This window comes from Brachybacterium saurashtrense (assembly GCF_003355475.1).
Taxonomy (GTDB): Bacteria; Actinomycetota; Actinomycetes; order Actinomycetales; family Dermabacteraceae; genus Brachybacterium; species Brachybacterium saurashtrense.
The window spans coordinates 3,516,475-3,534,754 of the sequence record NZ_CP031356.1; the positions used below are offsets into that span (position 1 = coordinate 3,516,475).

The following is an 18,280-nucleotide window of genomic DNA, read 5'->3' on the forward strand; positions in this document are numbered from 1 at the left end:
TCCTAAACGGTGAACGCTGGCTTGCGGGCGCGGCAGGATGTGGTGGCATGCGGAACCCGGGAGGTGGCATGGCTTCACAGGACGACGAGCGCTTCGCGACCGCTCTGCGCGCGGCCATCGCGCAGAGCGGGCTGTCGCTGACGGCGATCTCGCAGCGCCTGCGGGCGCGCCATCGACCGATCAGCGTCGCGACGCTCAGCAACTGGCAGTCGGGGAAGAGCCTGCCCGGCGGGGAGCAGTCCTTCGGGGTGCTCGCCGCGCTCGAGGAGCTCCTGGGGCACGCGCCGGACTCGCTGGCGGGTCTCGTCGGGGCACCGAGGCTGCGGGGTCGTGCGGCGCCGACGGAGAGCTTCGTGGGGAACCGCTCCAGCAAAGAGGTGTTCGCGGAGGCGCTCACCGCGCTCGGCTTCTCGAGCCCGCGGCAATACGCGCACGAACGCGTTCACCACCAGCTCGTGGTGGTCGATCATCGCATCGACGTGCAGCGGTTCGACTATCGGCCCACCGTGCGCGCCTTGGAGTCAGGCACCTGCCGTCTGCCGGTGGTGTATGTGCTCGGGCCGGACGAGCCCAACGTCGAGCCGCGCTACACCGCGCTGGAGGGATGCTCGTTGGGGCGGCGTGTGTCCTGGCCCGATCGGCGTGCCTACGGGGTCGAGGTGCTGGTGGACGGGACGTTGGACGCCGGGCAGGTGGCCGCCGTGGCGTACCGGGTGGAGCTGACCGCCCGTGCCGAGGACCTCACCGCAGCGATGTACAGCCTGCCGCGCCGTGCCAACGACGTGCTGCTGGAGGTGGAGTTCCGCGGGGGGAGGAGGCCGGTGGAGTGCGAGCGGTACCGGCGCACCAAGGACGGGGAGTCGATCACCCCGGTGCGCCTGGACCATCGCGACCGGCTCCAGCTCAGCGACGCCCGCTTCGGGCCCGGCACCTTCGGGCTGCGCTGGTCGTGGGAGGACTGCGACGGGGAGGGCGAGGACGACGGGGCCGAGGAGGTCCTCGGCCGGGACGTCGCGAGCGCGGGCGCCGGGCACGGCGAGTGATCTGACTCGCGTCCGGCCCTGCCGGTTTGAACGCGCGGGGGCCGCGCGGCTACCCTGGGTGGCGGTAGCGTGTCCGAGCGGCCGAAGGTGCATCACTCGAAATGATGTGTGGTTAACAGCCACCGCGGGTTCAAATCCCGCCGCTACCGCCCAGTGACCTGGGAGTGCTCCCGGGTTCGTGAAGGCCTCCGCCGATTGGCGGGGGCCTTCGCGCATGCGGTCGCCGGGCCGACCGGTGAGGGGGAGGTCGGCGAGGCTCGGCGGTGGCGACGCCACACCCGCGCGCCCGACGGAGCTCCTCAGCCCCGCGGTGCTCAGCGGTCGGGGAACTCCTCGTCGAGGTCCTTCTCCAGCAGTGCCGCGAGGGCGTCCAGCGCCTCTTCGGCCCCCTCGCCCTCCGCGCGGAGCGTCACCTCGTCCCCATGATCCACGTTCAGGGTGAGCAGCATGAGGATGCTGGAGGCGCGCACCGGTGCGGCGCCGGCGGTCTCGATCGTGACGAGCACGGACTGCTCGCTCGCGGCCTGGGAGAAGAGCGCGGCGGGGCGGGCATGGAGACCGCTCGCGCTCGCGACCTCCACGGTGCGTGCTGGCATGGCGACCGCCTTTCTCGACGTGCTGTCCGAGGTGGACTCTCTCAGGGTAGCCCGGCCCGAGCGCTCGGGGCGCACGTCGAGTCCCCGCCGCCCACCGTGCGGACCGCGGTGCTGCGCCGCTGCGCCGTGCCTCGAATCCAGCGGCCCAGGGTTACCATGACGAGATGTCCACCTCGAGTGACCGCGCACCGGACCCCCGCCCGGCACGGACCAAGGCCGCGATCTTCGCTGCCGCCCGTGACCTCACCATCGCCGACGGTGAGGTCACCGTCAACGCGCTCGCCAAGCGGGCCGGCGTGAGCCGTGCCGCGTTCTACAGCCACTTCAGCGGGCTCGACGCCCTCATGGCGGCGATGCTCGAGGAGATGTTCGAGGCCGCCTGGGCGAGGGGTCGGGTGAACTCCGAGGCCGGCTACACGATCACGCAGCACGTGCAGCACGGCTACTCGATGATGGTCGCCTACGTCGAACGCCACCACACCTTCCTGCGCGGCGCGCTGGACTGGAAGTTCTCCCACCGCACGTACATGATCCTCGCCGACACCCTCACGGCCCTGCACGTCCAGGCGCTGGAGCGGATGCCGGACGCCCTCCCGGCCCGCCCGGACGTCGAGTCCCTGGCCCGGGTGCTCACCGGGGCCGAGCTCGCGCAGGCCGAGCACTGGCTGGTGGAGACCGAGCAGGACGCCCGCGCGGGTGCGGCGCTGGACGCCACCGGCCTGCTGGAGACGATCCTCGCCGCCGCCCCGAGCTGGTACACCGGCCTCGGTGCCGAGGAGCCGATCGACGCCGCCGGCCTGCTCGAGTCCGCCCGCACCTACGAGGGGCCCTCGGACGCGGCGGGCTGACCGCCGCGCACCGCCTCGCCGTCCCGCCCCCGGCCGCCGCGCCGCGCGGGCGGCTCCGGCCTACCGCGCGCGGGCACGGCGGGGCCGGTCAGGAGCTCGCCACCAGGCGCAGCAGCACCCGGGCGCCGAACCGCACGGCGTCGACGGGCACCCGCTCGTCGACCCCGTGGAACAGCGGGGCGAAGTCGAGGTCCGGCGGCAGCTGCAGCGGCGCGAAGCCGTAGCCGCCGATGCCCAGGGCGCTGAGCGGCTTGTTGTCCGTGCCGGCGCTCAGGCAGTAGGGAAGGATCCGGGCGCCCGGATCCTCCGCCCCGATCGCGTCCGCCATCGCGTCCACCAGCGGCGACTCGCGCGGGGAATCCACCGAGACGCCCACGTGGTCCACGATCACCTCCACGTGCTCCCCGGCCAGCTCGTCGAGCAGGGCGAGCACCTGCTCCTGGTGGCCGGGCAGGAACCGGCAGTCGAACCCGGCCTCGGCCGTCTGCGGGATGACGTTGACCTTGTACCCGCTCTCGAGCATCGTGAGGTTCGCCGAGTCGCGCAGCGTGCCGGTCACGAACTGCCGCGCCCCGCCGGTCAGCGGCAGGAAGCGCTCGATGTCGCTCTCGTCCCATCCGGTGCCGGTGATCTCCGTGATGCCGTCGAACAGAGCCCGCACGCTCGCGATGCACTCCTGCGGGAACTCGTGCTCGTCGATCGCGGTGATCGCCCGGGCCAGGCGCACGATCGCGTTCTCGTCATTGGGCACGGAGCCGTGGCCGGCGCGGCCGTGGGCGCGCAGCCGCCCCCAGGCCAGGCCCTTCTCCGCGGTCTGGACCAGGTAGGCGCGCACGTCCTTCCCGGTCTCCTGCTCCGGCAGCGTGATCGAGTAGCCGCCCACCTCGCTGATCGCCTCGGTCATCCCCTCGAACAGCTCGGGCCGGTTCTCCACCAGCCACTGGGCGCCCCACACGCTGGCGTTCTCCTCGTCCGCGAAGAACGCGAACATCAGATCCCGCGGCGGCCGCTGCCCGCTGCGGGCCAGGTGCCGCGCCACCGCCAGGATCATCCCCACCATGTCCTTCATGTCCACGGCGCCGCGGCCGTAGATCATCCCGTCGATGATCTCGGCGGCGAACGGGTCGACGGACCAGTCCTCGGCGCGGGCGGGCACCACGTCGAGGTGGCCGTGCAGGATCAGGCCCCCGCGCTCGCGGTCCTCGCCGGGGAGGGTCACCAGCACGCTGGGGCGGCCCGGCGCCGACTCGACTACCGTGGGCTCGAGGCCCACCTCGCGCAGCAGCGCCACGACGTGCTCCGCCGCCTCTGTCTCGCCGTTCCCCCAGGTGGCGGGATCGTTCCCGCCGAAGTTCGAGGTGTCGATCCGGATCAGCTCGCGGGTGAAGCGCACGGCCTCGTCCTGCAGCAGGGCGAGCTCATCGGGGGTGGGGGCGGCGATCGGCATGCCGGGTCCTCCTCGGGGTCGGGTGCCGCTCACGGTACCCGGCCCCGAGGGGCGGTGATCAGGCCTGCGGCCCCTCGAGATGGGCGCGCACGAACCACTGGAACTTCTCGAGCTCGCCGGCCTGGCCGATGAGCATGTCCTCCGTGATCGGGTCCAGCTCGCCGGCCAGGGTGATCGCCTTGCGGTGCGAGGCGATGACGCCGTCGTACACCTCGTCGAGCGCGCGCAGGTGCTCCTGGGTGTCGGCCCGGCCCAGCGTGTAGTCCGACCAGCCGCGCTCGGCGACCAGCCGGCCCGGGGTTCCCACGGGGGAGGCGCCGAGCTGGGCGATCCGCTCGGCCACCTCGTCGGCGTAGCCGCGCACCAGCGCCACCTGGGGGTCGAGCATCTCGTGCACCGCGATGAAGCGCGACCCCACCACGTTCCAGTGCGCGTGCTTGAGGGTGAGGTGCAGATCGTTCATGGCGTGCAGGCGGTCCTGCAGGGATTCGACCAGGCGCACGGAGTCCTCCGCGCCGAGGCCGGGAATCGTGAAGGCGAGGTCGGTCATGTCATCTCCTGACGATCGGAACCGGGACCGCGGCCATTCTGGGACGCGACGGCGCAGGAGGGAAGGGGTCCGCGCGTCCGTGCGGCGTGACCAGCCCGACCGAGCTGTCGGTCCGGCGCCGCCGTGACGCGAGCGGCCTCCGTACCATGGGACGTGACAGGTCCGACGTCCGCAGCCCGAGGAGGCGCGCCATGGTGCAGATCGTCACGCTCCGGGAGCGGCTCGCCGCGCTGCCCACCACCGTGCGGCGGCGCGCCGTGGCCACCGGCCACCGCGCCTCCCTGGTCGCCGACGCCCGCGCCGTCGCCCCCGAGGTGCCGCGCAGTGCCGAGCCCGCCCATCTCGAACGGGCCGCCCGACGCCTGCTGCGCCGCGCCGCCCAGGACGAGTTCGCCCGCGAGGGCGTGGCCCGCCTGCCGCTGCCCGCGGAGGACGCCGGGCGCACCGACCTGCGGCGCGCGGACCTGCCCGGCGAGGCGAGCTTCCACGCGTTCGTGGAGGACGTGCTCAGCGCCGTGGACATCGCCCCCAGCCCGCTGGAGCGGGACGACGCCGTGGCCCTGCGCGAGGCCCGCGGCTCCGCCGACGCCTACGGCCTCTCGCCCGAGGTCGCCTCCGATCTGGCCTCCTACCTGCTGTGCCGGGCCCACGCCCTGCAGGAGATCGAGGACGCGACGGGCGGCGGCCCCGTGCGCGGCACGGGCCTGGAGGAGTACCTCGCGGCGCAGTCCGTCCAGGTGCGCGAGGAGATCCGGGACGCGCTGGTGCGGCAGGTGCGGGTGCCGCTCGAGCTGCGGGCGGCGCGGGAGCGGCACGCCCGGCTGGGCGGCGGGGAGCAGGCGCCGGCCGAGCCCCTCCCGCCGCGCGGCGAGGAGCGGCGCGACCTGGGGCGCAGAGCCCGCTCCGCGGTCGAGTTCGCGCAGTCCGAGGCGGGCCGCGCCGCCTTCGGGGCGTTGCGCTCCGGGGCCGAGCGGGCCTATGGGCGGTACGGCCGCGACGGGGAGCGCAGGCAGACCCCGCGCACCCCGCCGCAGGACTGACTCAGGCCCCGGCCTTCTCCGCCAGCTGCCGCTTGATCCGGGCCAGCATCCCCGCCATGCCGTTCAGCCGCAGCGGGCTCACCACCTCGGCGAGGCCCAGCCCGCCCGTGACCGCCTCCGGGGTGTCCAGCACCTCGCCCACGGTGCGGCCGTCGAGCGCCTCGGCGAGGATCGCGGCGAAGCCGCGGGTGGTGGGCGCCTCCGGCGGGGCGGAGAAGAACAGGTGCGCGGTCGCCTCCCGGCCCGTCCCCTCCACCTCCGTGATGAGGAAGATCGGGGACTGGCACTCCGGCACCGGCTCCAGCAGCTCGGGGTGCTCCGCATAGCGCTCCGGCAGGGCGGGCAGGGAGTTCGAGAACTCCAGCAGCAGCTGCAGCCGGTCCCGCCCGGACAGGGCGTGGAAGTCCTCCGCGATCTCCGCGAAGGCGGGGGGAAGGGCGGCCTGCTCCGTCATCGGGCCGGGACCTCGCCCGGCTCGGTGCCCACCGCGATCGGCAGGCGCACCCCGTTGCCCCACTCGGTCCACGAGCCGTCGTAGTTGCGCACGTTCTCGAAGCCCAGCAGGTAGGTGAGCACGAACCAGGTGTGCGAGGAGCGCTCGCCGATGCGGCAGTACACCACCGCCGGCTCAGCGGCCTCGAAGCCCAGCTCCTGCTGGTAGATGGCCTCCAGCTCGGCGCGGGAGCGGAAGCGGCCGTCCTCCGCGGCGGCGCGGGCCCACGGCACGGAGCGGGCGGTGGGGATGTGCCCGCCGCGCACGGTGCCCTCCTGCGGGTAGTCCGGCATGTGGGTGCGCTCGCCGGAGTACTCCTGCGGGGAGCGCACGTCGATCAGCGGCCCGCCCAGCACCTCCAGCACGTCCTCGCGGAACGCCCGGATCGGGGCGTCCTCGCGGGCGATCACGGGATAGCCCGTGGTGGGGGCGGGGCGGCCCTCGTCGGAGGTGGTCATCTCCCGGCCCTCGGCCTCCCAGGCGGCGCGGCCGCCGTCCAGCAGGCGCACGTCGGCATGGCCGAACAGCTCGAACACCCACAGCGCGTACGCGGCCCACCAGTTCGACTTGTCACCGTAGACCACCACGGTGGTCTCACGGGTGATGCCGGAGGCGTCCATGAGGCGGGCGAAGCCCTCGCCGTCCACGTAGTCGCGGGTGACAGGGTCGTTGAGGTCCAGGTGCCAGTCGATCTTCACGGCGCCGGGGATGTGGCCGGTCTCGTACAGCAGCACGTCCTCGTCGGACTCGACCACGACCAGGTCCTCGGGGCGGCCGGCGGCGAGCTGATCGGCGAGCCACTGCGTGGTCACCAGCTTCTCGGGGTGGGCGTACTCCTGCAGGGCAGGAGTGGGATCGGCAGGAACGGTCATCACTTCACCTTTCGACGGTCGATGGCGCACGGCGTATGCCCCCAGTGTGTCACCGTGCGCCGCGGCGTGGCGTGCCGGGCGCTCCTCCGTGGGCGGACATCACGCGTCCTCTTCCCTGGAGGCCTCCGGACTCCTACGGTGGGGCCATGGAGACTCCGGCGCAGGATCCCGTCATCCCCACCCTCGATCTCGTCGTCCTGGACTGCACCGATGCGCTGCAGCTGGGAACCTTCTACGCCAAGCTGCTGGGCTGGCGGGTGCAGGAGGGCAGCGACTCCGACTGGACCGAGCTGATCCCGCCGCGCGGCCGCGTGGGCGAGGACGAGCCCGACGGCGAGTCCTCCCTCGCCTTCCAGCGCGTGGAGGACTACCGCCGCCCCACCTGGCCCGAGGGCGAACACCCCCAGCAGTTCCACCTCGATCTCGCCGTCACCGACATCGACGCGGCCGAGCCGCGGGCCCTCGCCCTGGGTGCCGTGGTGCACGAGCACCAGCCCTCCGGCTCCGGGAGCTTCCGGGTGTACCTGGATCCCGAGGGGCATCCCTTCTGCCTGGTGCGCTCCGTCTGACGGCGGGAGCTCAGCTCGCGTAGGCCTCGAACGCGGCCCGGATCCGGGCGCCGTCCGCGCCGTCGGCCAGCAGCGCCTGCAGCAGCAGGCGCGCCGTCGTCGCGGGCAGCAGCCCCGCCATCACCGCGCCCGCGGCCAGCAGGTCCACCTCGGAGCCGGGGTAGGCGTAGTGGTGCGTGGAGGTGCCGCCGCTCGCGGGACGGGCGGCGACCACCACGGGCACGCCCTCGGCGAGCAGCGCACGCAGGCGCGGCATCGCGGCGGGGGAGACGTGGCCCATCCCCACCCCGTCGATCACCAGTCCGCGGCGCAGCGCGGGCGGCAGGTGGTCCAGCAGCGCGAAGTCCTCGTCCAGTCCCGCGGCCAGCAGCGGCACCGCCGGGAAGCGGTGCGGCGGGGCGCCCGGCAGCTGGGCGGCGCGAGGCAGCGGGCGCTGCAGCAGGCGCAGGTCCTGCCGCTCCACGAGCGCCAGCGGCCCGCCGGGCTCCGAGGCGAAGGCGCTCACCGCGCGGGAGGACGCCTTGGTGACCCGGTCCGCGAGATGCGCGTGCCCGTCGAACACCACCAGCACGCCCAGCCCTCGGGCCGACGGGGCGGTGGCGGCCCGCACCGCGTCGCGCAGGTTCGCCGGCCCGTCGGCGCCGACGTCGCTGGCGGGGCGCATCGCCCCGGTGACCACCAGCGGCGCCTCCCGGTCCCAGTAGCGCTCCAGCAGGAACGCCGTCTCCTCGAGGGTGTCGGTGCCGTGGGTGAGCACCACCCCGGCGGCGCCGCCGTCCACCGCGGCGCGGGCGTGCTCGAGCACGTCGCGCAGGTGGTGGGGGCGCACATCGGAGGAGGAGATGTTCGCCAGCGCCGTGGAGGTGAGCGTCGCCTCGCCGGCGACCGTCGCGAGCAGGCGCTCCCCGGCGGTGTCGTCGGGACGGGCGCCGCCGCCGGCGGCATCCTGCGCCATGAAGATGGTGCCGCCCAGGGACAGCAGCGCGACGGCGGCGGTCATGACAGCTCGGGCTCCTCGCCCAGGTAGAACGCGGCGGTGCGCACCGAGGCCTTGCGGGCCGGCTTGCGGTCCGCCCCGGCGGCGACGTGCGCCTCGTACCAGGCCTCGGCCGTGGCGCGCGTGAACTCCGCCCCCTCCGCGGAGCCGGCGAAGCGGCCCAGGCGCGGCAGCAGCTCCGCCTCGGGCTCGGCGAGGTGCAGCGCGAGCGCGTACAGCGCCGCGTCCCAGCCGCAGCCGGTCGCGGCGGGGCCGAAGGTCGCCCAGTGGGCGTCGGCCGGGACGGTGTGGCGCAGCGTGAGGACGCTGCCGTCGCCCTGACCGTCGCCGCCGTGGCTGCCATCGTCGCCGCTGTCGGTCCTGGCCTCCGGCGGTGCGATCAGCAGCTCGAGGTCGCTCGCGCTGCTGCCGTACTCCCAGCTCAGCAGGAGGCGCTGCAGCGGCTCGACCTCCAGGAAGCGGCCCCTGGTCTCCATCTCGGGGAGCTCGTAGCGGCCGCCGGGCTCCACCTCGCCCTGCGCGGTGCCGAACCAGCGCGCGAGGTGCTCGGCGCTGGTCAGCGCCTCCCACAGCTGCGCCGGGGCGGCCTCGAAGGTCTGGGAGAGGGTGATCGTGTTCCCCGCCCGTGCGGGGGCGACGGTGCGGGTGACGGCGGTGACCTGGGTGGAGGGCGTGGGGGTCATGGGGCTCCTTCGGGGCGCGGGGACGGGGTCCACTCTCTCAGGTGCGGCGGTCTCAGGTGCGGCGCAGGCGCACGATCACCTCGGCGTGACGCGTGTGCGGGAACATGTCCACGAAGCGGCCGGCCGTGATCCGCAGCGAGGGCATGGCCGCGAGGTCCGCGGCAAGGGTGGCCGGATGGCAGCTGGAGTAGACCACGTGCTCCACCCCGGAGCGCTCCAGCCAGCCGGCGAGGCGCTCGCCGAGGCCCCGTCGCGGCGGGTTCACCACGGCGATCCGGGGCGGGCCGTCGGGGCCGGCGGCCTCCTGCTCGGCCCAGGCGGTGGCGTCGGCGGCGAGGAACCTCACCCCCTCGAGTCCGGCGGCCGCGGCACCCTCCCGCGCCCCCTCGACCGCCTGCGCGGAGACCTCCACCCCGGTGACCTGCGCGGCAGGCACGGCGCGGGCGATGTGGAGCGCGAAGCCGCCCAGCCCGCAGTACAGGTCCCAGATCCGGGGGCTCGTGGCGGGATCGCCCCCGGCGAGGATCCCGCGCACCCACTCCGCGCCCTGGCGGTACAGCTGCCCGGCCACCTCGGTGTGGGTCTGCAGGAAGGACTGCGGCCGGGCGAACAGCGTCACGTCCCCGGTGCGCACCGGGATCACGGCCGCGCCTGCGAGGGGGATCTCCTCGGCGCCCTCCACCGCGGTGGTGTGCGCGGGGTGGAGGTTCGCGGTGACCGCGAGGACGGAGGGGTGCGCGGCGAGCAGCGCCGGCAGGTGCTCGCGCAGGCGTGGCAGCACCGCCTCGCTGCGCAGCACCAGGCGCAGCAGGTGCTGCCCGTCGGGCGCGGTGGTGACCAGCACGTTCTTGATCTCGCCGCGGCGGCGGGCCACGTCGTACGGCGGCACCTGGGCGCGCCGGATCAGGGCCTTGACCCCCTCCAGCACCTCCTCGACGCCGTCCGGGTAGAGCGGGCAGTCGCACAGGTCGGTGCCGGCGGACTGCCCCGGCAGCGTGAGCACCGGCTCCTGGGCGGTGCCGCCCACGGCCATCTTCCCGCGGGCCCGGAACCTGGCCTCGGCCCCCAGGATCGGCGGGCCCCACACGGTGCCCGGCGAGGCGCCCGGGGCGAGGTGAGGGGCGAGCAGCTGCTCGACGCGGTCGCGGGCCTCGGCGAGCCGTCGCGGGCGCGGCAGGTCCAGCAGCGTGCAGGACCTGCACGCGCCGGTCTCGAAGTGGGGGCAGCGCACCCGAGGAGTCTACGAGCAGCGGGCCCCGGCGCCGCCCGAGGGCGGCACCGGGGCCCGCTCAGGAGGGCCGGGGCGCGCTCAGGCGAACCACTCGGTGGGCGGGCCGGCCTGCAGCAGCAGCGTGAACACCACCGCGACGCCCACCAGCGCGATCAGCGCGGCCGGGACGGGACGGCGCAGCGCGAGCCCGATCAGCCGCTCCGGCGCCGAGCGCCCGGGCTCCTCGCGCAGCCGCCAGCTCGCGCCCAGCAGGCCCCGGCGCTGCGCCGAGAGCTCGAAGGGCACGGTGAGGTAGGGGACGATCGCGGAGCCGATCCCGGCCAGCAGATCCCGTGCCCGCCAGCGCTGATCGACCGCCACCAGCACCGTCACCACCACGTAGGCGAGGAACACGAAGCCGTGCAGCCCGCCGCCGATCCGCACCATGACGTCCGTCACCTGCAGCACGTACTTCAGCAGCATCCCCGCCAGCAGCAGGGTCCAGGTGATCGCCTCGGCGACGGCGAGCACCCGGTAGAGACGGGACGGGGTGGAGAACAGGCGCATGGGCCCCATCCTGCCAGGGCCGGGCTCGGTGCTCGCTGGACGCGAGGGCGCCGCGGAGCTCCCGCTCCCCGGGCCGCCTCGAGCGCCGACCCGATGCCCGCTCAGCGCCCGGCGCGCCGGGTGGTGCGGGCGGTGGCGGGGGCCGTCCACGGATCCTCCGGCCAGGGATGCTTCGGGTACCGCCCCCGCATCTCCTTGCGCACCTCCCGGTACGGGCCGTCCCAGAAGGAGCGCAGGTCGTCGGTGACCGCGAGCGGCCGACGGGCGGGGGAGAGCAGGTGGAACAGCACCGGCACCCGGCCGCGCACCAGGCGCGGCGTCTCCGCGAGGCCGAACAGCTCCTGCAGCTTCACCGCCACCACGGGCCGCCCGGCGGCGTCGTCCGGTGCGGGGTAGTCGATCCGGGCGGTGCTCCCGGAGGGCACGGGGAGGCGCTCGGGCACCAGCGCGTCCAGCTCTGCCGCCTTCGGCCAGGGCAGCAGAGTGCGCAGCGCGGCCACCAGGTCGATCCGGTCCAGGCGGGTGGTGCGCGCCGAGAGCTGCGGGGCGAGCCAGGTCTCCAGGCCGTCCTGCAGCGCCTCCTCGTCCACGGCGGGCCACGGGGCGCCCAGCTCCCGGTGCAGCAGGGCGAGTCGCGCCCGCAGCGCTCTCGCCGCTTCCGACCACGTCAGCGCCCCCAGGCCCTGCTCCCGTACCTGTGAGAGCACCGCCGGGACGGCGTCCTCGGCGGTCGCGGCCACGGGGGTGGAGGTCAGCTCGATCGCGCCCAGCGCACGGCGCCGACGCGCCCGCACCGTCCCGTCCACCAGCGCGGCGGTGCGCTCCTCGCGCAGCAGGCCCGCCCCGAGGGCGAGGGCGTCGGCCTCCGTGAGCGGGGCGGCGGCGCGCACCACCGCCCCGGTGCCGTCGGCCGCCCGCCCCTCCGCCCGCTGCACCTCCCACACCGCCAGCCACTGCGCGCCCAGCAGCCCGCTGCCCTCGGGCAGCGCCGCCCGGGTGCCGGAGGCCAGCAGCACGCTGCGCTCCCCGGCGCCGGTGGAGCGGGCGATCCGCTCGGGTCGCGCCAGGGCGAGCACGGCGCCGGCCTGCTCCGCGTTGGTGCGCGCCGCGATCGCGGCCGGCGGCCCCTCGCCCGGGTCGCCCTCGGCGGGATCATCCGCCGCGAGGCGGGCCAGGCGGTCGCGCTCGGCCCGCCACCGCTCGGCGCCCGGCGCGCGGCCCGCCCGCAGGTCCGCGAGCAGGCGCGGCAGATCCGCGCCGGCGGGGCGGTGGTCGTCGGAGACCGCTGCCACCACCTCCGCGGCCCGTGCGGCGGCGTCCGGGCCGGGCAGTCGGCGGGCGCCCTCGCGCAGCGCCCGCGCCTCCCGCACCCCCACGGGCAGGCGCGCCACCCGTCGTCCGGCGGGCGTCGGCCGGCCCTCGACGTCCACGAGGTACAGCGCCCGCAGCGTCGCCTCGGCCGCGCGGATCTCCGCCGCCGGCGGCGCGGTGAGCAGCGGCAGCCCGTCCCCGCGCGGCGTGCCCCAGCAGGCCAGCCACAGCGCCGCATCGGTGAGATCGCTCGCCGTGATCTCCGGCGGGGACTGCGCCGGCATCCCCGCCCTCTCCGCCTCGGAGAACACCCGCACCGCCCGCCCCGGGCCCTGGCGGGCCGCCCGGCCCGCCCGCTGTTCGATCGCGGCCCGCGAGGCGCTGACGGTGACCAGCCCGGACATGTCCCGCCCCCGGTCCCGGCGCACCTCGCGGGACAGCCCGGCGTCGACCACCAGGTGCACCCCGGGCACGGTGAGGGAGCTCTCCGCCAGGGCGGTGGAGACCACGATCCGAGGCGGCTCCCCGGGGCGGCGCCCGCCGGTGGCGCGGTCCTGCTGCGCGGCGGGCAGGCGGCCGTGCAGCGGCAGCACCTCCACCTGAGCGCCCACCAGGCCGTGCAGCCGCACGACCGTCTCGTCCACCTCCCGCGCCCCGGGCAGGAACACCAGCGCATCGCAGCCCTCCTCCCGCTGGGCGCGGGCCGCGGTGCGGGCCAGGTGGTCGAGGTAGTCGCGGGTCACGCCGCGGGCATCGAGCCGTGGGACGGGGGAGGGGGCGAGATCGATCCGCAGCGGGTGCAGGGCGCTGGGCACCTCCACCAGCGCGGCACCGCCCAGCACCCCCACCGTCGCGGCCGCGTCCAGCGTCGCGGACATCGCCCCCACCGTGAGGTCCTCCCGCAGCAGGCGCGCCTCGGCGAGCATCCCCAGCAGCAGGTCCGTCTCCAGGGACCGCTCGTGCACCTCGTCCAGCACCACCGCCGCGACCCCGGGCAGCGACGGATCGGCCAGCAGACGCCGCAGCAGCACCCCCGGGGTGAGCATCTCCACCGCCGTGCCCGGCCCCACCCGGCGCTGGCCGCGCACCGTGAAACCCACCGGGCCGCCCGGGGCGCTGCCGTCGAGGGCCGCCAGGCGGCGGGCCGCGGCGCGCACCGCCACCCGCCGCGGCTGCGTGACCAGGGTGAGGCCGCCCGCGACGTTCGCGATCAGCGGCGGCACCAGGGTGGTCTTGCCGGTGCCGGGCGGGGCGGTGACCACCAGCGCGCCGTTGCGGGCGGCCGCCTCCAGCTCCCCGCGCGCCGCGGCGACGGGCAGGCCCTCCCCGATGGCCTCGAGGTCGAAGCGGTGCGGGACGGGGCGCGGGGCGGGGGTCGGGCCGGGCATGGCCCCATCATCCCCGCTCCGTCGCGCGGCTGTTCGCCTCCTCGGCGCCCGGCTGCTGCGCCGCGGGGCGGGGCGCGCCTCAGTCGATGAGGTCGAACTCGACCTGCTCGGAGTCCTCGCACACGCTCGTCACGGACAGCGTCCACAGGTCCACGGTGACCGTCTCGCCCAGCGTCATCGCCTCGATCTCGCGGGCGGGGCTGTCGCCGATCGTGGCGCGCAGCTCGGCGTGGTCGCCGTCGATGCCCACCAGCTCCACGGTGAGGCTCTCCCCGGCCCGCTCGGGGAGGTCCGGGGTGGCGGTCCCGCCCAGCTCGGTGAAGTAGGCGCCCTCGCCGGAGCAGGGATCGGGCGGGGTGAAGCCCTCCGGGGCGGGCGTCACCGCGAAGGCCTCCTGGGGCACCGCGGCCGTGGCCTGCCCGCCGCCGTCGGACGCGCCGGTGCCGTCCCCGGCCGGGTCTGTGCCGCCGTCGGAGGCCGCGGCGGTCGCCGACTCCACCGGAACGGAGGCGCCGTCCTCGGAGGGCGAGCCCGTGCAGGCGGCGGCGAGCACGACGAGCGCGAGGGAGGAGGCGACGCTGCGCAGCGGGCGCAGGCGAGAGCGGGCGGTGTCGGGCACGGGAGTCCTCACGAGAGGCGGAAGCGTGAACGTCGACACGCTAGCGGACGCCGCACGCCGTGGCACCATCGGAGCAGCAGCGACCGCACGGAGCGAGGAGGGGCGATGGCCGGCACACCGACGGATCCGCCACCGCGACGCCCCACCCCGAAGGCGCTCGCGGGGCGCACCGATCCCGCCCGCGCCGTCACCCCCGTCGACTACACGCAGGTGCCCGGCCGCCGGCCCGCCGCCGCGGATCGGCCCGAGGGCACGCAGCGGGCAGCGCAGGGCGAACAGCCACCGGGCGGCTCGCCGCGCCGCCGGGCCCGCACCATGGCGCTGCCGCGCCCGTCGGCCGCGCCGCCGCAGGACGCCGTGCACACCCTCGACGCCGACGACCCGCGCCCCCTGCCGCGGCCGCTGCGGATCCGCGACGAGGAGATCCGCGCCGTCGGCGTGGGCGGCGTGGTCGGGGAGCAGATCGTGGGGGCGGTGGCGGATCCGGAGGATGCCTGGACCGCGGACGCCGGCGCCAGCGACCACTTCCTCCGGGACGGCCTGGTGGTGCAGGTGCGGAGGGCGGACAACACCGTGATCGGGCTGTTCTCCCGCCGCTACGCGCTCAGCGTGCGCCCGGACGAGTACGAGCCCGACCTCGACATCGCCGAGGACGCCGCCGGTCCCAGCACCCGCGGCGGGCGCGGCACCCGGCACCCCACCTCGCGCACGGAGCTGCTGCGACGGATGCAGGAGGCAGGGTTCGTGGTCACCCCCGGCGCCACGCACGGCCGGGTCACCCATCCCGAGCATCCCGGGCTGGTGCTGCCCTTCGCCTCCACGCCGTCGGACCGCCGCTTCACACGGCACGCGGTGGCGCAGATCCGGCGTGTGTTCGGGATCGACCTGCGGCGCTGACGGTGCGCGGCGGTGGCCGGAGGGGACGACATCCCCGGACGAGAAAGTGCCCCGGCCCGTCCCCACGGGCCGGGGCCATCCCTTTCCCCCGCGTCACGGATGGTGTGGACCCGCCTCCTCCTCAGTCAGCGGATCCTCCGTCGACGCGTTGGGAACAGTGAACACGCCCTCCCGGGAAGAGCGCTGGGCCGAGGCTGGTCTTTCCCTGAGTGCGCCGCCGCGCGGTGGACGAGATCCGATGCGACCTGCGATGACGGCGACTCCGACCATCCGGTCGTTCAGTCCACGGGGATCGTCACGGGTATCCCGCCGGTGCCGGCCTCGTCCGTGTACGTGATCGACTCCAGCTCCATGCCCGTCGGGACGTCCGCATACAGCACGGCGGTGGCCTCCACCCCGGCCGGGATCTGCGGCCCGGAGGTGGAGAACGAGCCGTAGATCAGCGGATGCTCGACCCCGGCGGTGTCCACGAAGGTGAAGGCGGAGGGGCTCCAGCCGATCTCGGTGTCGCCGGTGTTCGTGATGGTCACGGCCACGCCGATGAACTTGCCGTTCTCCGTCTCGAGGGTCTGGTCGTCGGTCTCCAGTGTGGTGCCCTCCTCGGGAGCGGAGACGGAGATCGAGAACTCGGTGCCGCTCTGCGAGGTGGGGTCCTCCTCGGGATCCTCCGTGGGCGTCTCCACCGGCTCCTCCGACTCGGTCTCCTGGCCGTCCTCGGTGGGGTCGACGGGGGCGTCGGTCGTGGTGGGGCCGCCCGTCGGGCGCTCCTCGCCGCCGTCGCGGGAGAGGAGCCACGCCCCGCCGCCCACCGCGAAGATCAGCACCGCGACCAGCAGCAGACAGCCGCAGGCCAGGCCGATGTACAGGCCGGTGCGCCGCTTCGCAGGTGGGGCCGGCGGGGCCGGCGGGGTGGGCGGCTGCGGGGTGCTCGGCATGCCGTAGGGGGTGCTCATGATCTCCTCCGCCTCCTCCCCCCGTCGCGCCGATCGCCTGCTGCGGCGGCACCTGCCGGGGTGCATCCTGGCCCTCCACGCTATCGACGGCGCGAGGCCGGGGCGATGGGGAGGACTGCCCATCGCGGGGGCCGTCGGCCCCTCGCCGCGAGCCCGTCCCTCCACCCCTCGTCGCCCCCTCCGCATGCTGCGCGCCGGCCCTCCGCGCACCCGTCGTCGAGCCCGCCGGCGCGCTCCTCGTCGAGCCCTGAGCACCGGTGACCCCGCCCGTGCGCCACCGTCCTGTGGTTAGAGTTGAGCCCCCGGAGACCACAGATGACACGAGCGGCGGGGCACCCCCGCCCCAGCAGCCGCACCTACGAGGACCCCCATGAGGACACCTACGAGGAGTCGAGAACATTGCTGAACAGACTGCACGACGCACTGCGATTGCGGACCTCCCCGGTGATCTTCTTCGGCTCGGCGGCGATCATCCTCGCCTTCGTGGTCGGGACGATCGCCTTCACCGAACCGCTGAACAACGGCACCGCCGCCGCCTCGGACTGGCTGCTGACCAACCTGGGCTGGTTCTACATCCTGGGCGTGACCGTGTTCCTGGGGTTCCTGATCTTCATCGCGATGGGCCGCTTCGGTCGCGTGAAGCTGGGGCCGGACGACGAATCCCCGGAGCACTCGGGGCGAGCCTGGTTCGCGATGCTCTTCGCGGCCGGCATCGGCACGATCCTCATGTTCTGGGGCGTGGCCGAGCCGATCAGCCACTTCGGCAATCCGCCGCGTGCCGCGGACCTGGGCATCGAGGGCGGGACCCTCGACGCCGCCCGCGACGCCATGAACTTCACCTACTACCACTTCACGCTGCACACCTGGACGATCTTCACGCTCCCGGCCCTGTGCTTCGCGTACTTCATCCACAAGCGCAACCTGCCGCCGCGCGTCAGCTCGATCTTCCAGCCGCTGCTGGGTGAGGGCATCCACGGCCCGATCGGCAAGGTCATCGACATCATCGCGATCGTGGGCACCGTGTTCGGCATCGCCGTCTCGGTGGGCCTGGGCACCCTGCAGATCAACGGCGGCCTGAACCAGCTGTTCGGGATCCCGGAGAGCGCCGGCTGGAACCTCATCATCATCGGCGTGGTGTGCGGGCTCGCGCTGATCTCGGTCTCGATGGGCCTGGACAAGGGCATCAAGGTGCTCTCGAATCTCAACATCGCCGTGGCCGTGATGCTGCTGGTGTTCATCCTGTTCACCGGCGGCGCCACCCTCATGGTGCTCAAGGGCACGATCGAGTCCTTCGGCTCCTACCTGGTGAACCTGCCCGAGCTCGCGCTGTGGAACGACACCTTCGCGAACACCGGCTGGCAGAACACCTGGACGGTCTTCTACTGGGCGTGGACGATCACCTGGTCGCCGTTCGTGGGCATCTTCATCGCCCGCATCTCCCGCGGCCGCACCATCCGCGAGTTCGTCGCCGGCGTGCTGGCGATCCCCTCCCTGTTCTCCGTGATCTGGTTCGGGATCTACGGCTACTCCAGCTTCCACATCGAGCTGGAGGGCGAGGGCGGCCTCGTGGACCGGGTGGTGGAGCAGGGGGACATCCCCGGGGCGATGTTCGCCTTCCTCGAGCACTACCCGTTCTCGTTCTTCCTCTCGGTGGTCGCGATCGTGCTGGTGGTGATCTTCTTCGTCACCTCGGTGGACTCCGCCGCCCTGGTCACCGACTCGATGGCCAACGGCCACGAGGACTACAACCCGCTGGGTCAGCGCATCTTCTGGGGCGTGGCGATCGCCCTGGTCACCGCCGCCCTGCTGGTGTTCTCGGGCACGGACGGCCTGGCCGCGCTGCAGTCCACGATCATCCTGGTGGGCCTGCCGTTCTTCGTGATGGGCTGGTTCCAGATGTACGCGCTGCTGCGCGCGCTGAAGGAGGACGCCGGCGAGCTGCCGAAGATCCGCACCCGCGAGTGGGCGCAGGTGCTCCCGCCGGAGGAGTACGAGCGGCGCGAGTGCGAGGACGACTTCGACCGCGAGGCCTACGTGGTGGAGCCCACCTTCACCTCGGAGGTGCCGGTGCTCTCCGATCCGTACGAGGAGTACGGGGACCTCGAGGAGCCCCCGGCGGAGGACTCGTCCGGTCGAGGGCACTGACCCTCTCTCACGTGAGGACGGGCCGGCCACCGCTCTGTGCGGCGGGCGGCCC

18 protein-coding genes and 1 tRNA gene are annotated in these 18,280 nt (G+C 74.6%); 7 read left to right on the forward strand and 12 right to left on the reverse strand.

Annotated elements, in window-relative coordinates; translation table 11 throughout:
- The first annotated feature begins 68 nt into the window (after window positions 1–68).
- Complete coding sequence (locus DWV08_RS15785) at window positions 69–1,043, forward strand: helix-turn-helix domain-containing protein (RefSeq protein WP_115414682.1); 975 nt, start codon at window positions 69–71, stop codon at window positions 1,041–1,043.
- A gap of 63 nt (window positions 1,044–1,106) precedes the next feature.
- Window positions 1,107–1,192: transfer RNA gene (locus DWV08_RS15790), tRNA-Ser, on the forward strand.
- Between the two features lie 165 nt (window positions 1,193–1,357).
- Here the strand turns inward: DWV08_RS15790 and DWV08_RS15795 are convergent.
- Window positions 1,358–1,639: an HPr family phosphocarrier protein gene (locus tag DWV08_RS15795; protein ID WP_115414683.1), complete on the reverse strand. Its 282-nt coding sequence runs from the start codon at window positions 1,637–1,639 to the stop codon at window positions 1,358–1,360.
- 164 nt (window positions 1,640–1,803) lie between these two features.
- On the opposite strand from DWV08_RS15795, the gene DWV08_RS15800 reads away from it, so the two are divergent.
- Window positions 1,804–2,487 carry a TetR/AcrR family transcriptional regulator gene (locus tag DWV08_RS15800; protein WP_115414684.1) on the forward strand — a complete coding sequence of 228 codons (684 nt, stop codon included), beginning with the start codon at window positions 1,804–1,806 and terminating at the stop codon, window positions 2,485–2,487.
- 88 nt (window positions 2,488–2,575) lie between these two features.
- Here DWV08_RS15800 and DWV08_RS15805 read toward each other — a convergent pair whose 3' ends face one another.
- Together DWV08_RS15805 and DWV08_RS15810 are read right to left on the reverse strand one after the other, a co-directional pair.
- Complete coding sequence (locus DWV08_RS15805) at window positions 2,576–3,934, reverse strand: M20/M25/M40 family metallo-hydrolase (protein ID WP_115414685.1); 1,359 nt, start codon at window positions 3,932–3,934, stop codon at window positions 2,576–2,578.
- Window positions 3,935–3,992: 58 nt separating this feature from the next.
- The gene (locus tag DWV08_RS15810; protein WP_115414686.1) at window positions 3,993–4,484 is read right to left on the reverse strand and encodes a Dps family protein; all 492 of its coding nucleotides are present in this window, start codon (window positions 4,482–4,484) and stop codon (window positions 3,993–3,995) included.
- A gap of 191 nt (window positions 4,485–4,675) precedes the next feature.
- Here DWV08_RS15810 and DWV08_RS15815 point away from each other — a divergent pair, with 191 nt between their 5' ends.
- Entirely contained in the window at window positions 4,676–5,524 is an 849-nt protein-coding gene (locus DWV08_RS15815) for a hypothetical protein (protein ID WP_115414687.1), read from the forward strand.
- A 1-nt stretch (window position 5,525) separates the two neighbouring features.
- Here DWV08_RS15815 and DWV08_RS15820 read toward each other — a convergent pair whose 3' ends face one another.
- Together DWV08_RS15820 and DWV08_RS15825 are read right to left on the reverse strand one after the other, a co-directional pair.
- Window positions 5,526–5,978, reverse strand: coding sequence for a SufE family protein (locus tag DWV08_RS15820; protein ID WP_115414688.1), 453 nt, complete (start codon window positions 5,976–5,978; stop codon window positions 5,526–5,528).
- Window positions 5,975–6,889: a sulfurtransferase gene (locus tag DWV08_RS15825; protein ID WP_115414689.1), complete on the reverse strand. Its 915-nt coding sequence runs from the start codon at window positions 6,887–6,889 to the stop codon at window positions 5,975–5,977. Before DWV08_RS15825 ends, DWV08_RS15820 begins: the two co-directional genes overlap by 4 nt.
- Before the next feature lie 146 nt (window positions 6,890–7,035).
- On the opposite strand from DWV08_RS15825, the gene DWV08_RS15830 reads away from it, so the two are divergent.
- The gene (locus DWV08_RS15830; RefSeq protein ID WP_115414690.1) at window positions 7,036–7,458 is read left to right on the forward strand and encodes a VOC family protein; all 423 of its coding nucleotides are present in this window, start codon (window positions 7,036–7,038) and stop codon (window positions 7,456–7,458) included.
- A gap of 10 nt (window positions 7,459–7,468) precedes the next feature.
- On the opposite strand, the gene DWV08_RS15835 is transcribed toward DWV08_RS15830, so the two are convergent.
- The 6 genes from DWV08_RS15835 to DWV08_RS15860 all read right to left on the reverse strand — a co-directional run bounded on the left by DWV08_RS15835 (window position 7,469) and on the right by DWV08_RS15860 (window position 14,233).
- Complete coding sequence (locus tag DWV08_RS15835) at window positions 7,469–8,458, reverse strand: asparaginase (RefSeq protein ID WP_115414691.1); 990 nt, start codon at window positions 8,456–8,458, stop codon at window positions 7,469–7,471.
- Window positions 8,455–9,138, reverse strand: coding sequence for an SRPBCC domain-containing protein (locus DWV08_RS15840; protein ID WP_115414692.1), 684 nt, complete (start codon window positions 9,136–9,138; stop codon window positions 8,455–8,457). The genes DWV08_RS15835 and DWV08_RS15840 overlap by 4 nt, the downstream gene beginning before the upstream one ends.
- 52 nt (window positions 9,139–9,190) lie before the next feature.
- Window positions 9,191–10,369 (reverse strand): methyltransferase domain-containing protein, encoded by a 1,179-nt coding sequence (locus DWV08_RS15845; protein ID WP_115414693.1) that lies wholly within the window; start codon window positions 10,367–10,369, stop codon window positions 9,191–9,193.
- Between the two features lie 78 nt (window positions 10,370–10,447).
- Window positions 10,448–10,915 (reverse strand): DUF3817 domain-containing protein, encoded by a 468-nt coding sequence (locus DWV08_RS15850; RefSeq protein WP_115414694.1) that lies wholly within the window; start codon window positions 10,913–10,915, stop codon window positions 10,448–10,450.
- A gap of 101 nt (window positions 10,916–11,016) precedes the next feature.
- Window positions 11,017–13,614, reverse strand: a complete 2,598-nt coding sequence (gene hrpB, locus DWV08_RS15855; protein WP_115414695.1) for an ATP-dependent helicase HrpB — start codon at window positions 13,612–13,614, stop codon at window positions 11,017–11,019.
- A gap of 79 nt (window positions 13,615–13,693) precedes the next feature.
- Entirely contained in the window at window positions 13,694–14,233 is a 540-nt protein-coding gene (locus tag DWV08_RS15860) for a hypothetical protein (RefSeq protein ID WP_115414696.1), read from the reverse strand.
- Between the two features lie 105 nt (window positions 14,234–14,338).
- Between DWV08_RS15860 and DWV08_RS15865 the strand changes: the two genes are divergently transcribed.
- Complete coding sequence (locus DWV08_RS15865) at window positions 14,339–15,130, forward strand: hypothetical protein (protein ID WP_115414697.1); 792 nt, start codon at window positions 14,339–14,341, stop codon at window positions 15,128–15,130.
- A gap of 278 nt (window positions 15,131–15,408) precedes the next feature.
- Here DWV08_RS15865 and DWV08_RS15870 read toward each other — a convergent pair whose 3' ends face one another.
- Window positions 15,409–16,083, reverse strand: a complete 675-nt coding sequence (locus DWV08_RS15870; protein ID WP_115414698.1) for a DUF4352 domain-containing protein — start codon at window positions 16,081–16,083, stop codon at window positions 15,409–15,411.
- 399 nt (window positions 16,084–16,482) lie between these two features.
- On the opposite strand from DWV08_RS15870, the gene DWV08_RS15875 reads away from it, so the two are divergent.
- A complete protein-coding gene (locus tag DWV08_RS15875) occupies window positions 16,483–18,228 on the forward strand; it encodes a BCCT family transporter (RefSeq protein ID WP_115414699.1) in 1,746 nt (581 codons plus the stop codon).
- Window positions 18,229–18,280 lie beyond the last annotated feature (52 nt).

Coding starts and splice junctions, on each gene's coding strand:
- DWV08_RS15815 (WP_115414687.1), top strand. CDS start 4,676: ATGGTGCAGATCGTCACGCTCCGGGAGCGGCTCGCCGCGCTGCCCACC.
- DWV08_RS15800 (WP_115414684.1), top strand. CDS start 1,804: ATGTCCACCTCGAGTGACCGCGCACCGGACCCCCGCCCGGCACGGACC.
- DWV08_RS15825 (WP_115414689.1), bottom strand. CDS start 6,889: ATGACCGTTCCTGCCGATCCCACTCCTGCCCTGCAGGAGTACGCCCAC.
- DWV08_RS15850 (WP_115414694.1), bottom strand. CDS start 10,915: ATGCGCCTGTTCTCCACCCCGTCCCGTCTCTACCGGGTGCTCGCCGTC.
- DWV08_RS15805 (WP_115414685.1), bottom strand. CDS start 3,934: ATGCCGATCGCCGCCCCCACCCCCGATGAGCTCGCCCTGCTGCAGGAC.
- DWV08_RS15785 (WP_115414682.1), top strand. CDS start 69: ATGGCTTCACAGGACGACGAGCGCTTCGCGACCGCTCTGCGCGCGGCC.
- DWV08_RS15810 (WP_115414686.1), bottom strand. CDS start 4,484: ATGACCGACCTCGCCTTCACGATTCCCGGCCTCGGCGCGGAGGACTCC.
- DWV08_RS15835 (WP_115414691.1), bottom strand. CDS start 8,458: ATGACCGCCGCCGTCGCGCTGCTGTCCCTGGGCGGCACCATCTTCATG.
- DWV08_RS15820 (WP_115414688.1), bottom strand. CDS start 5,978: ATGACGGAGCAGGCCGCCCTTCCCCCCGCCTTCGCGGAGATCGCGGAG.
- DWV08_RS15870 (WP_115414698.1), bottom strand. CDS start 16,083: ATGAGCACCCCCTACGGCATGCCGAGCACCCCGCAGCCGCCCACCCCG.
- hrpB (WP_115414695.1), bottom strand. CDS start 13,614: ATGCCCGGCCCGACCCCCGCCCCGCGCCCCGTCCCGCACCGCTTCGAC.
- DWV08_RS15795 (WP_115414683.1), bottom strand. CDS start 1,639: ATGCCAGCACGCACCGTGGAGGTCGCGAGCGCGAGCGGTCTCCATGCC.
- DWV08_RS15865 (WP_115414697.1), top strand. CDS start 14,339: ATGGCCGGCACACCGACGGATCCGCCACCGCGACGCCCCACCCCGAAG.
- DWV08_RS15840 (WP_115414692.1), bottom strand. CDS start 9,138: ATGACCCCCACGCCCTCCACCCAGGTCACCGCCGTCACCCGCACCGTC.
- DWV08_RS15830 (WP_115414690.1), top strand. CDS start 7,036: ATGGAGACTCCGGCGCAGGATCCCGTCATCCCCACCCTCGATCTCGTC.